Raw genomic sequence first — 14,245 nt, 5'->3', positions numbered from 1 at the left:
TAATGATAAAAGATAAATTCAGCAGATCGGGAAAGGAGCAATATAGACAATTGGATACTCCAAAAACAGAAGAAAAGACAACAACGGTGAACGCAGAGGGCAACAAGTCTGAGGCACCGAAAAAGAAAAAAAATATCATCCGTGTATTCCATGCACAGAATGCCAGCGACGGCGGTAAAGGAAGAAGAAAACCGGCAGCAGGCGAGAAAAAAGGCCCGGCACGTTCCCAGAACGGCGGACAGCGTCCGGCAGGCCAGGGTACAAGAAATAACGAATCCGGCGAGCAGAGAAACTCTCAGGGCGGAGCAAACCGTACTCAGGGCGGAAGACCGCAGGGTAATCGTCCGGAAGGAAGAAGAGACGGCAACCGTGACGGAAGAAGCTTCGAGGGAAGAAGAGACGGTGGAAACCGTTTTGGTGGAAACCGTTCCCAGAATGGTGAGGGACGTCCGGCAAGACAGGGTGAAGGAAACAGAGGACCACGTCAGAATGACGGAAGAGGCGGAAACCGTTTCGGCGGTGGAGCAAACCGTGGCCAGGGCGGTCAGGGCGGACGCTTCGAAGGCAGAGATGGCGGAAACCGTTTCGGCGGCGGAGCAAACCGTGGCCAGGGCGGCCAGGGTGGACGTTCTGAAGGCGGAAGAGGCGGAGATAACCGTTTCGGCGGTCAGAACCGCGGCGGCCAGGGCGGAGCACGTCCGGGACAGAGAAAAAGCAGTTCTTCCGATTCCGTATTTACTCCGGAGCTGACCAAGACATCCAAGGACAGCAAGCGTGAGCGTGACAGAGAGAACAAGAACAAGAAGAAAGATTTCGAGAAAGGCGGCCAGGGCGGACGCAGACCAAATCAGGGTGGACGCAGACCGAATTCCAGAATCCCGAAAGCACTTCAGAAACCGAATCCACAGCCGAAGCAGGAAGAGAAGAAACCTGAGATCAAGGAGATCACCATTCCTGAGAAGCTTACCATCCGTGAGCTTGCGGACGCTATGAAGATGCAGCCATCTGTGATCGTTAAGAAACTTTTCATGGAAGGCGTCATGGTAACCGTAAACCAGGAGATCGACTTTGACAAGGCAGAGGAGATCGCACTTGGCTTTGATATCATTGCCGAGAAAGAGGAAAAAGTAGACGTGATCGCAGAACTCCTCAAAGAGGATGAAGAGGATGAGGACGATATGGTTCCAAGACCTCCGGTAGTCTGCGTCATGGGTCACGTTGACCATGGTAAAACATCTCTTCTGGATGCGATCCGTAATACAAACGTAACCAGAGGCGAGGCCGGCGGAATCACACAGCACATCGGTGCTTACGTGGTAAACATCAAAGGCCAGAAGATCACATTCCTGGATACACCGGGACATGAGGCATTTACAGCTATGCGTATGCGTGGTGCCAACGCTACGGATATCGCAGTTCTGGTCGTTGCCGCAGACGATGGCGTCATGCCGCAGACTGTAGAGGCCATCAGCCATGCAAAAGCAGCAGGCGTTGAGATCATCGTTGCCATCAACAAAATCGATAAACCAAGCGCAAATGTAGAGCGTGTAAAACAGGAACTTTCCGAGTATGAACTGATCCCTGAGGACTGGGGCGGAAGCACCATCTTCGTTCCGGTATCCGCACATACAGGAGAAGGAATCGAGAGCCTTCTTGAGATGATCCTTCTTACTGCTGAGGTTTCCGAGCTGAAAGCAAACCCGAACCGTGAGGCAAGAGGTCTTGTTATCGAGGCTCAGCTTGATAAAGGTAAAGGACCGGTTGCTACCATCCTTGTTCAGAAAGGTACTCTCCATGTAGGAGATTTCATTGCAGCAGGTGCATGTAACGGTAAAGTCCGTGCAATGATGGATGACAAGGGACGCCGCGTTAAAGAGGCAGGCCCGTCCACTCCGGTTGAGATCCTTGGTCTTGGCGACGTTCCAAATGCAGGTGAGATCCTGATGTCCTTCGAGAGCGACAAAGAAGCCAAGAACTTTGCAGGCGCATTCGTTACAGAGAACAAGAGCCGTCTTCTTGAGGAGACCAAGGGCAAACTTTCTCTGGATAACCTGTTTGATCAGATCCAGGCAAGCGACCTTAAAGAGCTTCCGATCATTGTCAAAGCCGATGTACAGGGATCTGTTGAGGCTGTAAAACAGAGCCTTACCAAACTTTCCAACGAGGAAGTTATCGTTAAGGTGATCCATGGAGGTGTAGGTGCCATCAATGAGTCTGATGTCAGCCTTGCCGCAACATCCAATGCCATCATCATCGGATTTAACGTACGTCCGGATACCACAGCAAAACAGCTTGCTGAGCAGGAGGGCGTTGACCTTCGACTTTACAAGGTTATCTACCAGGCAATCGAGGATGTGGAGGCAGCCATGAAAGGTATGCTGGATCCGGTATTCGAGGAGAAAGTTATCGGCCACGCAGAAGTACGTCAGCTGTTCAAGGCATCTGGTGTGGGAACCATCGCAGGAAGCTATGTACTGGATGGTACATTCCAGCGTAACTGCAAGGTTCGTATCACAAGAGGTGAGGACCAGATCTTTGAGGGTGAGCTTGCATCCCTGAAGAGATTTAAAGATGACGTTAAGGAAGTCCGTGCAGGATATGAGTGTGGTCTTGTATTCAACGACTTCAACGATGTTAAAGAAGAAGATAAAGTCGAAGCATATATCATGGTAGAGGTACCAAGATAGGAGTGACTTGTAATGAGAAAAAACAGCATTAAAAATACACGTGTGAATGGTGCGGTTCTTAAAGAACTCAGCACCATCATACACAGCGAGATCAAGGACCCCAGAATTCATCCGATGACTTCTGTGACAGCCGTGGAGGTGGCACCGGATCTTAAAACCTGCAAAGCCTACATCAGTGTACTTGGCGAAAAGCAGGCCAAAGATTCCACCATCCGTGGATTAAAGAACGCAGAGGGCTATATCCGGAGAGAGCTGGCCAGAAGACTGAACCTTCGCAATACGCCGGAGATCCGTTTTGTTCTGGATGAGTCCATCGAATATGGCGTAAATATGTCAAAGAAGATCAATGACGTAATGAGTGGGATGGAAACAGAGGAATAGGTGGAAAAAATGAAAAACATTTCAGAAATACTGGAAAATGTAAAAACTGTAGGCATTGGCGGCCACATCCGTCCGGATGGAGACTGTATCGGTTCCTGTATGGCTCTGTACCTTTATATCCGGGAATATTTTCCGGATATTGAGGCAGATGTCTATCTGGAACAGCCGAAGCCTGTATTTGATTACATCGACAGAATGGATGAGGTTAAGACAGAAGCAGAAGAAGAGAAAGAGTATGATCTTTTTATCACCTGTGATGTCAGCGCACTGGATCGCCTTGCTGTTGCCGGAAAGTATTTTGACACGGCAAAAAAGACCGCATGCATTGACCATCATGTAAGCAATAGGGGATTTGCAGATGTCAATCATGTAAGGGGCGACGTCGGTTCCGCATGTGAAGTTCTTTACGGACTTCTGGATGCAGATAAGATCGACCGTTCCATTGCGGTTCCGATTTATACGGGAATGGCACATGACACCGGCGTGTTCCAGTATTCTTCCACAACACCGGAAACCATGAGGATCGCCGGTGAACTGATGAAAACAGGATTTGATTTCAGCAGGATCATCGATGAGTCCTTTTACCAGAAAACATACCTTCAGAATCAGGTTATGGGCCGTGTGCTGGCAGAGAGCATTCTGCTCCAGGATGGCAAATGCGTAGTCGGATATCTGAAAAGACGGGAGATGGATTTCTACGGTGTGGAAGGAAAGGATCTGGAGGGAATCGTAAGCCAGCTCCGCCTTACCGCAGGTGTGGAGGTTGCGATCTTTATCTATGAGATGGAGACGCAGCTCTTTAAAGTGTCTCTCCGTTCCAACGGAAAGGTGGATGTGAGCAGGATTGCCGTGTTTTTCGGAGGCGGCGGACATGTGCGTGCAGCCGGCTGTGATATGCAGGGTTCCATGTACGATGTGATCAACAACCTTACCGCTGAGATTGAAAAACAGCTTGCAGAGGAGTAGAAACAAATCATGGATGGAATACTTGTGATCCGTAAGGAAAAAGGTTATACCTCTCATGATGTGGTTGCAAAGCTGCGTGGAATTCTCCACATGAAAAAGATTGGCCATACGGGAACGCTGGACCCGGCAGCAGAGGGAGTACTTCCCGTTGCCCTTGGAAGGGGAACCCGTCTGGTAGAGCTTCTTACAGAGAAAGAAAAAACATACGAGGCAGTCTTAAGGCTGGGCGTTTCCACAGATACCCAGGACATGACAGGAACAATTCTTTCCGAGAAACCGGTAACGGTTACAGAGGAGGAAGTCCGGGAAACGGTTGCTTCTTTTGTGGGAGAACAGATGCAGGTTCCGCCGATGTATTCTGCTCTGAAAGTGGGTGGAAAGAAGCTTTACGAGCTGGCCAGAGAAGGAAAAACCATAGAGCGCAAACCGCGCCCTGTGGTTTTTTATGAGATAAGGATACTGGATATGGATCTCCCGCTGGTACGTATCAGCGTTACCTGCAGCAAGGGAACCTATATCCGTACACTTTGCAATGATATCGGAGAAAAATTAGGCTGTGGCGGTGCCATGGAAGAGCTTCTTCGGACCCAGTCCGGGAATTTCACACTGGAAGAGAGCATGACACTTTCCCAGGTGGAAGAAGCGGTTGCCAACGGAACCATCGGCGAAAAAATCGTTTCTATTGAAGATGTACTTTCCATGTATCCGGCGCTTATCTGTACACCGGAAGGAGACAGGCTTCTTGGTAATGGAAATCCAGTTCCGGAAGAACTGGTACAGGGCGGCAGCAGGGAAGAAAAAGTCCGGATGTATAAAAGCAGCGGAAACTTCACAGGAATATACGGCTGGGATGAAAGAAAACAGAAATATGTTCCCGTCCGCATGTTCTTTGTATAAATTTTTTACAAAAACTTGCAGGAGCAGATATGGAATACTTGAAGATTGACGGAGAATTTCCGCGCCTGTCAGGGAGTGCGGTAACACTTGGAAAATTTGACGGCATACACCGTGGACACCGGAAACTGGTGGAAAGAATTCTGGAGCAAAAAGAAAAGGGACTTCAGACAGTTCTCTTTTCCCTGGGAATCGGAAGCCAGATGATCTTTACAAAAGAAGAACGATGCAGGATTCTTGAGGATGCAGGTGTGGATGTTCTGATCGAATGCCCGCTGGATGCCAGGATCCGCCACATGAAAGCAGACACTTTTATTAAAGAGATTCTGGTGGGGGATCTTCAGGCAGAACACGTTGCCGTAGGAGAAGATTTCCGGTTTGGATATGAACGCAAGGGAAATCCGGAACTTCTCCGGGAGATGGGAAAGAAGCTTGGCTTTTCGGTGGATGTGGTTCCAAAAGAAATGGAAGGAAAACGAAAGATCAGCAGTACCTTTATCCGTGAGGAACTGAAAAGAGGTAATATGGAAAAGGTCAATGATCTTCTGGGCTTTCCGTTTTTTGTGGATGGAGTGATCGAACATGGAAGAGGAATGGGACATAAATTTCTTCTTCCGACAACCAATATTATTCCGGCAAAAGAAAAGCTGATGCCTCCAAACGGGGTCTACGATACAGTGTCCCATTTTAAGGACAGAAGCCTTAAAGGAATCACCAATGTAGGATACAAGCCTACGGTGGGGGAGAAATTCCTGGGTGTTGAGACGTATCTCTTTGATTGTGAGGAAGACCTGTACGGAGAGTCCTGCAGAGTGGAATTTTTTCATTATTCCAGACCGGAGAAACGTTTTTCTTCCATAGAAGCTCTGAAAGAACAGCTTATGAAAGACGCGGAAAAAGGCAAGGCTTATTTTCAAAGCTTCGAAAAGTAAAAATTTCCGGTAAAAACTTTTCAAAAAAACAGTTTACAGGTCAGGAACCGTGTGCTATACTGTTCGAGGTGAAAAAAGCCAGTATTCAGAAGCCGGAGACTCCGACCACTTCTTAATACCCGGCGTTTAATTAAAATTTCAAGGAGGAAACAACAATGATTTCTAAAGAGAAGAAAACAGCGATCATGAAAGAGTATGCAAGAACAGAGGGTGACACAGGTTCACCGGAGGTTCAGGTTGCAGTTCTTACAGCAAGAATCCAGGAGCTCACAGAGCACCTTAAAACACACCACAAAGATCATCATTCCAGAAGAGGTCTTTTGAAAATGGTAGGTCAGAGACGTGGCCTTCTTGCTTATCTTAAGAAAACAGACATCGAAAGATACCGTGCACTGATTGAGAAATTAGGTTTAAGAAAATAATTGCTACGGGAGGGGCGGATGATTCCATCCGCCCCATTTTAACATGTGTGATAAACACAGACGGAATTACCGCAGGAGTGATTTCCGAGACTACTGAAAAGCCCATTTCCGGTCGAGATCTTTTTCAAAGGAAGTGGTCTTTTCAGTTGTTTCGGGCTCCTGTCAGATATTAATATAATAAGAAAAGGAGAACGAATATGTACAAAAGTTATTCCATGGAACTTGCAGGAAGAACACTGACTGTAGATATCGGACGTGTAGCGAAACAGGCCAATGGTGCTGCTCTTATGCACTACGGTGATACTACGGTCCTTGCTACTGCTACCGCATCCAAAGAGCCAAGAGAAGGGATCGATTTCTTCCCATTAAGCGTTGAGTATGAGGAGAAGATGTATGCAGTAGGAAAGATCCCGGGAGGTTTCAACAAGAGAGAGGGTAAGGCAAGCGAGCATGCGATCCTTACATCCCGTGTTATTGACCGTCCAATGCGTCCACTGTTCCCGAAGGATTACAGAAATGACGTAACACTGGTAGACATGGTTATGTCTGTTGATCCGGAGTGCAATCCGGAGATCCCGGCTATGCTTGGTTCTTCCATTGCAACCTGTATTTCTGATATCCCATTTGACGGCCCATGTGCAACCACACAGGTTGGCATGATCGACGGCGAGTTCATCATCAACCCGACACTTGCACAGAAGGCAGTTTCTGACCTTCAGCTTACCGTAGCTTCCACAAGAGAGAAAGTTATCATGATCGAGGCCGGAGCCAACGAGATTCCGGAAGACAAGATGATCGAAGCCATCTACAAGGCTCACGAAGTAAACCAGGAGATCATTAAATTCATCGACCAGATCGTAGCTGAGTGCGGAAAAGAGAAACATTCCTACGAGTCCTGTGCAGTACCGCAGGAACTCTTTGATGAGATCAAGAAGATCGTTCCTCCGGAAGAGATGGAGGTTGCCGTATTCTCCGATGACAAACAGACACGTGAGAATAATATCAGCGAGATCACAGACAAGCTGAAAGAAGCTTTTGCAGATAACGAAGAGTGGCTTGCCGTTCTCGGTGAGGCTGTATATCAGTACCAGAAGAAGACTGTCCGCAAGATGATCCTCAAAGATCACAAACGTCCGGACGGCCGTGAGATCAGACAGATCCGTCCGCTGGCTGCGGAGACAGACATCATCCCGAGAGTTCACGGTTCTGCCATGTTCACAAGAGGACAGACTCAGATCTGTACCGTTACCACACTGGCTCCTCTTACAGAGGCACAGCGTCTTGACGGACTGGATGAGTTTGAGACATCCAAGAGATATATGCATCACTACAACTTCCCGTCCTACTCCGTAGGTGAGACAAAACCTTCCAGAGGACCGGGACGCCGTGAGATCGGCCACGGAGCACTTGCTGAGAGAGCACTGGTACCGGTACTTCCTACAGAAGAGGAGTTCCCGTATGCAATCCGTACCGTATCTGAGACATTTGAGTCCAACGGTTCCACATCCCAGGCAAGTATCTGTGCATCTACCATGTCACTGATGGCTGCCGGTGTACCGATCAAGAAACCGGTTGCAGGTATTTCCTGTGGACTTGTTACAGGTGAAACAGACGATGATTACATCGTTCTTACAGATATCCAGGGCCTTGAGGACTTCTTCGGAGATATGGATTTCAAGGTAGCCGGAACACATGACGGAATCACAGCGATCCAGATGGATATCAAGATCCATGGTCTTACAAGACCGATCGTTGAGGAGGCGATCCGCAGGACAAAAGAGGCAAGAGAATATATCCTGACAGAAGTTATGGAGAAATGTATCGACAAGCCTCGTACAAGCGTTGGTGAGTTTGCTCCGAAGATCATCCAGATCCAGATCGACCCGCAGAAGATCGGTGATGTAGTCGGACAGAGAGGAAAGACCATCAACACGATCATCGAGCGTACAGGTGTGAAGATTGACATCACAGATGACGGCGCAGTTTCCATTTGCGGAACAGACCAGAAGGGTATGGATGAAGCAAAACGTATGATCGAGATCATCACTACCGAGTTTGAGGCAGGACAGATCTTTACAGGACGCGTAGTCAGCATCAAAGAGTTTGGCGCATTCCTTGAGTTTGCACCGGGCAAGGAGGGAATGGTACACATTTCCAAGATCTCCAAACAGAGGATCAACCGTGTTGAGGATGTTCTCACACTTGGCGACAAAGTTAAGGTTATCTGCCTTGGCAAGGACAAGATGGGAAGAATCAGCTTCAGCATGAAGGATGTACCGGAAGAAGCATAAATGATGAGATATCACAATATTACCAAGGACGATATGTTAAACGGAGACGGACTTCGTGTAGTACTCTGGGTGGCCGGCTGTTCACACGGCTGCCGGGAGTGCCAGAATCCAATTACCTGGGATCCAAACGGAGGTCTCCCATTTACGGACAGCGAGCGAGCTGAGATATTTGCAGAGCTGGACAAGGATTATATCAGCGGGATCACATTCTCAGGAGGAGATCCCCTGCATCCTTCCAATATCGCTGAGGTAACAGCTCTTGCAAGAGAGATCAGAGAGAAGTATCCGGATAAGACGATCTGGCTGTATACGGGTTCTCTCTGGGAAGAAATCCAGCAGTACGAGATCATCCATTATCTGGATGTATGCGTGGACGGGGAATTTCAGGTGGACAAGAAAGAGGTTCGTCTGAAATGGAAAGGCTCCTCAAATCAGAGGGTGATCGATGTACAGGCGTCACTTCGTGAGAACCGTGTGGTTCTGTACACGGAGTGATCAGAGGTTTTTTTGAAATTACCTATTGGGAGTGGAACGAAAAATGAAAAGAATTGCGAAATTTCACAAGGTAAGTTTTGAACAGTTTGCAAAGGACTGGAAGGATACCTTTGAACAGTATTCAGAAGAGGAGCTCCGGAATATCTACGACAGTCTGAAGCTTCCGAAGAGAGCTACGACCGGAAGTGCAGGATATGATTTTTATGCACCTGTGGATGTGACCATGAAGCCGGGTGAGATCGTAAAGATACCAACCGGTATCCGCGTAGAGATGAAAGAGGGCTGGGTCCTGAAATGTTATCCGAGAAGCGGACTGGGATTTAAATTCCGGCTGCAGCTCAATAACACAGTGGGAATCATTGACAGCGATTATTTCTTTTCCGACAACGAAGGTCATATCTTTGCCAAGCTGACTAACGATACAAGAGAAGATAAAACGATCCAGATCCCGGCAGGAACCGGTTTTATGCAGGGGATCTTTGTGGAATACGGAATCACCGTGGATGACGATGCAGATGCAGTAAGAAACGGCGGCTTCGGAAGTACCACAAAATAAAACAAAAGCCCGGAAGGCGGAGGTGTGAAGACCACATACATCCGATTTTCCGGGCTTGTTTTGTGTAGTTACTGCTTTCCGATAAATGCACTGTTTAGCTGAGAGGTGCGTCTGCCTCCTCGTCTGCACGTGCTTTTTCCACGACTGCGTTAAAGGCATTTGCGGCAGCGTCGTACTCTTCATCATCTTCAATGTTTGCCAGCATCGGATCGCCGTCTGCTGTGCGGGAGAAGCTGTAGAGATAAACCTCACCGGTCTCATTCTGGCCGTTCTCATCCAGTGGGAGAAGTGCGATATATTCTTTGTTCTCTACAGGGAAAATAGTAAGGATGGCACATTCTACCTCAGTATCATCATCCATAGTCAGGGTGATGGTATGATGTGCTTCATCTACCTTGCTTTCGCAGTTAGCTGTGCAGGAAGCGCAGTCGCTTGGTGCACATCCGCTTTTGTTAAATTCATCACTCATAAAAAAATCCTCCGTTCTGCTGCTGCCTGTAAATAAGAGGGCAGCTCTGCATGATATAGAGAACATTTTAACAGATATGACGTAGAACAGCAACAAAATATTTGAGAGCCTGAGAAAACTTTCAAAATATTTTTTGCTTAATCCGACAATGTGAGATATAATAAAAATATGACGAAAAAATGAGGAGAAAATATAAAAATATGAAATTTATTTCCTGGAATGTAAATGGGATCCGGGCCTGTATCACCAAGGGCTTTGAGGAACGCTTTCATGAGCTGGATGCGGATATTTTCTGTCTGCAGGAGACGAAATGCCAGCAGGGACAGGTGAAGCTGGAACTTCCCGGATATCATCAGTACTGGAACTACGCAAACCGCAGAGGCTATTCAGGTACAGCCATTTTTACAAAGAGGGAGCCATTGTCTGCGGCTTACGGGATCGGGATAGAGGAGCATGATAAAGAAGGACGTGTCATCACACTGGAATTCGATGAGTATTATTTTGTGACTGTATATACTCCCAACTCCCAGAGCGAGCTCCGCCGTCTGGAATACCGTATGAAATGGGAAGAGGATTTTTTGGCTTATCTTCTGAAACTGCAGGAGAAGAAACCGGTGATCTGCTGTGGCGACCTTAATGTGGCACATCAGGAGATCGATCTCAAGAATCCGAAGACCAACCGCAAAAATGCAGGCTTTACTGATGAAGAGAGAGCCTGCTTTACCAGAGCCCTCGAGAGCGGCTTTATTGATACATTTCGCTATTTTTATCCGGATAAAGAGGGCGTTTACTCCTGGTGGTCCTACCGTTTCCGTGCACGAGAGAAGAACGCCGGCTGGCGTATCGACTATTTCCTTGTTTCCCCTTCCCTGAAAGAAAAGCTTCAGGATGCGAAGATCCACGGAGAGATCATGGGATCCGATCATTGCCCGGTTGAGCTGGATATTGATCTGTGACGGATCCGGCGAAAAGGATTTCTATGGATTTGAATAATAAAAAGAGAAAAGGAGGAGTTGCCTTGGCAAGCCGCAGATTAGGTCGAGTGGAGAAAGGTCAGCCGCTGATACTTGGAGCCAACAAAATGGAGGGCGGTTATAATTTTGCAGTGGAGGCATCGGAGGATTCTGAAGTATCCCTGCTTTTATATAAAAAAAGAGGAGCTGCCGCACCGGTGGAGATCGTTTTTCCAAAGGATTTCCATACAGGACGTGTGTGGGCACTGAAGCTGTGCAGTGCTTCTCTGAAGGAGTTTGAATATAATTATAAAATAGACGGTGAGATCGTGCAGGATCCGTATGCATACGGACTTCACGGGAGAGAGCATTTCGGAGTACCTTACGATCCGGAAAAGGAGGTCCGCTGTCGCTTCCTTAATGAGAATGTTTCCGGCTGGGAAAATGAAACTGCACCGGCAGTAGAATATGAAAATATGATCCTGTACAAGCTTCATGTCCGTGGTTATACGAAGCTTGCCAGAAAGATGGTTTCCCATAAGGGGACTTTTCTTGGCCTGACAGAGATGATCCCTTACTGGAAAGAACTTGGGATCAATGCCATTGAACTGATGCCTGCCTATGAATTCTGTGAGGTTCCGATCAGTAAACCGAAGGAAGGCAGTGAACACATCAAGACCCGCCGAAAGGAAAATATAGTGAATTACTGGGGCTATGCTTCCGGCTTTTATTTCAGCCCGAAGAGTGCTTACTGCAGTACCAGAGAACCGGAGCAGGAATTCCGGTATCTGATCCGGGAGCTGCACAAGAACGGTATTACCTGTATCATGGAATTCTATTTTCCGGAGGAAACAGACAGCCTGATGGCTCTTCGAGCCCTGCAGTTCTGGAGAGATTTTTACCATGTAGATGGATTTCATGTGCTGGGAGAGGGCTTTAACCGGGAGATGCTTCTTCGGGACGGAATCCTTTCCGGAGCAAAACTGATCTTCCAGGGCTTTGATTTTGATCATTTTTACAGAGGAAAGCTTCCGGTCAGACGCTGCGGAGCGGAGAGCAATATGAATTTTCTCCAGGATATGCGCCGTTTCCTGAAAAGCGATGAAGGTATGGTGGAGGCTGCAGCATGGCATATCCGTCATAACAGCGAGAATCATGGAGTGATCAATTACATGGTCTGCCAAGACGGATTTACCATGAATGACCTGGTGAGCTACAATTATAAACATAACGAGGCCAATGGCGAGGGCAATCAGGACGGAAGCAGCTATAATTATTCCTGGAACTGTGGTGTGGAAGGCCCTACCCGTAAGGTTTCCGTCCGTCAGATGAGGGAACGCCAGATCAAAAATGCCTTTCTGATGATGCTGCTGAGTCAGGGTGTTCCCATGATCTATCACGGTGATGAATTCGGCAATTCCCAGAGCGGAAACAATAATGCCTACTGTCAGGATAATGCTACCGGCTGGACAGACTGGAAGGGCCTTTCCAGAAACCAGGGACTGAGGGAATTTGTAAAGGATGCCATTGCTTTTCGTAAGGCCCATCCCGTTCTTCATATGCCGGTGGAACTGAAAGGGGTAGATTATCTGACCAAGGGGTTCCCGGATGTGTCTCTTCACGGAGAACGTGCCTGGTATCTGAGCTATGAGAATACCAGCAGGCTTCTTGGTATGATGTACTACGGAGCCTATGCAAGGGAAAAAGAGGATCTGGAGGCTGCAGAGGATGATTTTATTTACATCGGCTATAATTTCCACTGGGAAAACCGGAGCCTTGCTCTGCCCAATCTCCCGGAAGGCATGTGCTGGAAAAAAATCGCAGATACCTCTCTTCACGGAACAGGATTCTGTCTGGAGGAGGAAGAAGAATATAAAAAATCAATCGAAATTGGCCCCCGCGCCATTGTGGTATTGCTGGGCAGACAGGAGGCGGAGAAAGATGCGATCATGGCACCCGTGGCTGCACTTCAGGACCATCACGAGGCACAAGCTTCTGGTGATGAAATATTGTTTTCGTATCGGGTTATATAAGCAGGGGTTGCTTCATGACCTGTCCAAATATTCCCCGACGGAATTTCTGGTAGGCTGTAAATATTATCAGGGGACAAGAAGCCCCAACAACGCAGAACGTGAGGCAACCGGCGTATCCATGTCCTGGCTGCACCATAAGGGAAGAAACAGACACCATTTTGAACATTGGGTAGACTATTCCCTTGACGGTGAGCATGTGATCATGGGAGCCAGAATGCCCAGAAAATATGTGGCGGAAATGGTCATGGATCGGATCAGTGCATCCAGAAACTATCTGGGAGAGGAATATACCTATCATGAACCATTGCAGTATTTTCTGAAAAGCAAGGAGAAGCTGTGGTTTATCCATCCACAGACAAAGAAAGAGCTGGAGGGACTTCTCCGGATCCTGGATAAATACGGAGAGGATAAGACCCTGTGGTATATCCGCAATGTATATCTATGTGATAACCGCGGAAAAAAAGTGAAAAGCCCTGGGAAAAAGCTTCGAAATCACAGATAGGGGTGTATTTTTGGCAGGTTGTCTGATATAATATTCAGATATCAGGAGGAAGAATGAATGGATACACCAACAATTGCGAAATACTATAGAGAGAAAGATCCCATGGAGCGCCTGAAGCTTCTGGAGCAGTCCATTGCAGCAGGAGAAGAACCGGAAGAAAACAGGATCCGTAAGGAACTCTGGGATATCCGTTACAGCGATAAATCCGAGACTGGTGATACCAGGGCAGACGGTTATCTCGGTCTCTGGATGACCATGGAGTTTAACCGGAATTCCGCTTCCAGATTCTTTGGCACAAGAAGTGCGAAGAAAGAGATAGGTAAGTATCTTAAGAAGCTGAAATTTCAGGAACTCCAGGAAAAGGGCGGCCTTTATGAGGAGCTTCTTTACCGGGAATGCTGTCATCTGGTTCTGGTCTACATGGATCTCTGTCAGACAGATAAATCCTATAACACAATGATTTTCGGCCTGATCCACATCAAGGAGGACAGTGCGAAGGCCAAGGTCCAGAGAGACATCAGGGAAACAGCTGTGGAGCTTCCGGCTAATCTTGGAATGGAAGCTGAGCTTGGAATCATCACAAGAGCTGCCAGAGAGATCTACAGGCAGTATTATCCCAATGAAGGAAGCATTTAGGAAGCAATAAGTTTTCCGTTTCAGGCTG

At 47.6% G+C, this 14,245-nt stretch carries 14 protein-coding genes; 13 read left to right on the top strand and 1 reads right to left on the bottom strand.

Annotated features, from left to right (window positions below; translation table 11 throughout):
- Positions 1-2: 2 nt before the first annotated feature.
- From infB to AC04Q6_RS16035, 9 genes are all read left to right on the top strand, one after another.
- Positions 3-2,687: a translation initiation factor IF-2 gene (infB, locus tag AC04Q6_RS16075; protein WP_118071139.1), complete on the top strand. Its 2,685-nt coding sequence runs from the start codon at positions 3-5 to the stop codon at positions 2,685-2,687.
- Between the two features lie 12 nt (positions 2,688-2,699).
- Complete coding sequence (rbfA, locus tag AC04Q6_RS16070; RefSeq protein WP_021977119.1) at positions 2,700-3,068, top strand: 30S ribosome-binding factor RbfA; 369 nt, start codon at positions 2,700-2,702, stop codon at positions 3,066-3,068.
- A 9-nt stretch (positions 3,069-3,077) separates the two neighbouring features.
- Positions 3,078-4,034: a DHH family phosphoesterase gene (locus tag AC04Q6_RS16065; RefSeq protein WP_118071170.1), complete on the top strand. Its 957-nt coding sequence runs from the start codon at positions 3,078-3,080 to the stop codon at positions 4,032-4,034.
- Between the two features lie 6 nt (positions 4,035-4,040).
- Positions 4,041-4,931: a tRNA pseudouridine(55) synthase TruB gene (truB, locus tag AC04Q6_RS16060; RefSeq protein ID WP_417028713.1), complete on the top strand. Its 891-nt coding sequence runs from the start codon at positions 4,041-4,043 to the stop codon at positions 4,929-4,931.
- Between the two features lie 29 nt (positions 4,932-4,960).
- On the top strand, positions 4,961-5,860 hold the full coding sequence (locus tag AC04Q6_RS16055) for a bifunctional riboflavin kinase/FAD synthetase (protein ID WP_118071141.1): 900 nt from the start codon (positions 4,961-4,963) through the stop codon (positions 5,858-5,860).
- Between the two features lie 155 nt (positions 5,861-6,015).
- The gene (gene rpsO / locus AC04Q6_RS16050; RefSeq protein WP_015525801.1) at positions 6,016-6,282 is read left to right on the top strand and encodes a 30S ribosomal protein S15; all 267 of its coding nucleotides are present in this window, start codon (positions 6,016-6,018) and stop codon (positions 6,280-6,282) included.
- 197 nt (positions 6,283-6,479) lie between these two features.
- Positions 6,480-8,573, top strand: coding sequence for a polyribonucleotide nucleotidyltransferase (locus AC04Q6_RS16045; protein WP_114001447.1), 2,094 nt, complete (start codon positions 6,480-6,482; stop codon positions 8,571-8,573).
- Positions 8,574-8,576: 3 nt separating this feature from the next.
- On the top strand, positions 8,577-9,068 hold the full coding sequence (gene nrdG, locus AC04Q6_RS16040) for an anaerobic ribonucleoside-triphosphate reductase activating protein (RefSeq protein ID WP_044961222.1): 492 nt from the start codon (positions 8,577-8,579) through the stop codon (positions 9,066-9,068).
- A 43-nt stretch (positions 9,069-9,111) separates the two neighbouring features.
- Complete coding sequence (locus AC04Q6_RS16035) at positions 9,112-9,624, top strand: dCTP deaminase/dUTPase family protein (RefSeq protein ID WP_118071142.1); 513 nt, start codon at positions 9,112-9,114, stop codon at positions 9,622-9,624.
- Between the two features lie 94 nt (positions 9,625-9,718).
- On the opposite strand, the gene AC04Q6_RS16030 is transcribed toward AC04Q6_RS16035, so the two are convergent.
- Positions 9,719-10,093: a DUF1292 domain-containing protein gene (locus tag AC04Q6_RS16030; protein WP_015525805.1), complete on the bottom strand. Its 375-nt coding sequence runs from the start codon at positions 10,091-10,093 to the stop codon at positions 9,719-9,721.
- 200 nt (positions 10,094-10,293) lie between these two features.
- On the opposite strand from AC04Q6_RS16030, the gene AC04Q6_RS16025 reads away from it, so the two are divergent.
- The 4 genes from AC04Q6_RS16025 to AC04Q6_RS16010 all read left to right on the top strand — a co-directional run bounded on the left by AC04Q6_RS16025 (position 10,294) and on the right by AC04Q6_RS16010 (position 14,217).
- Positions 10,294-11,049 (top strand): exodeoxyribonuclease III, encoded by a 756-nt coding sequence (locus AC04Q6_RS16025; RefSeq protein ID WP_015525806.1) that lies wholly within the window; start codon positions 10,294-10,296, stop codon positions 11,047-11,049.
- Between the two features lie 62 nt (positions 11,050-11,111).
- A complete protein-coding gene (locus AC04Q6_RS16020) occupies positions 11,112-13,079 on the top strand; it encodes a Type II secretory pathway, pullulanase PulA and related glycosidase (protein ID WP_118071143.1) in 1,968 nt (655 codons plus the stop codon).
- Positions 13,048-13,581 (top strand): DUF5662 family protein, encoded by a 534-nt coding sequence (locus AC04Q6_RS16015; protein ID WP_021651014.1) that lies wholly within the window; start codon positions 13,048-13,050, stop codon positions 13,579-13,581. Before AC04Q6_RS16020 ends, AC04Q6_RS16015 begins: the two co-directional genes overlap by 32 nt.
- Positions 13,582-13,638: 57 nt before the next feature.
- A complete protein-coding gene (locus tag AC04Q6_RS16010; protein WP_118071144.1) occupies positions 13,639-14,217 on the top strand; it encodes a DUF6553 family protein in 579 nt (192 codons plus the stop codon).
- Positions 14,218-14,245: the final 28 nt, after the last annotated feature.

This window comes from Blautia sp. HA9023, from assembly GCF_056504095.1.
This window is presented reverse-complemented; position numbering and strand designations above follow the sequence as displayed.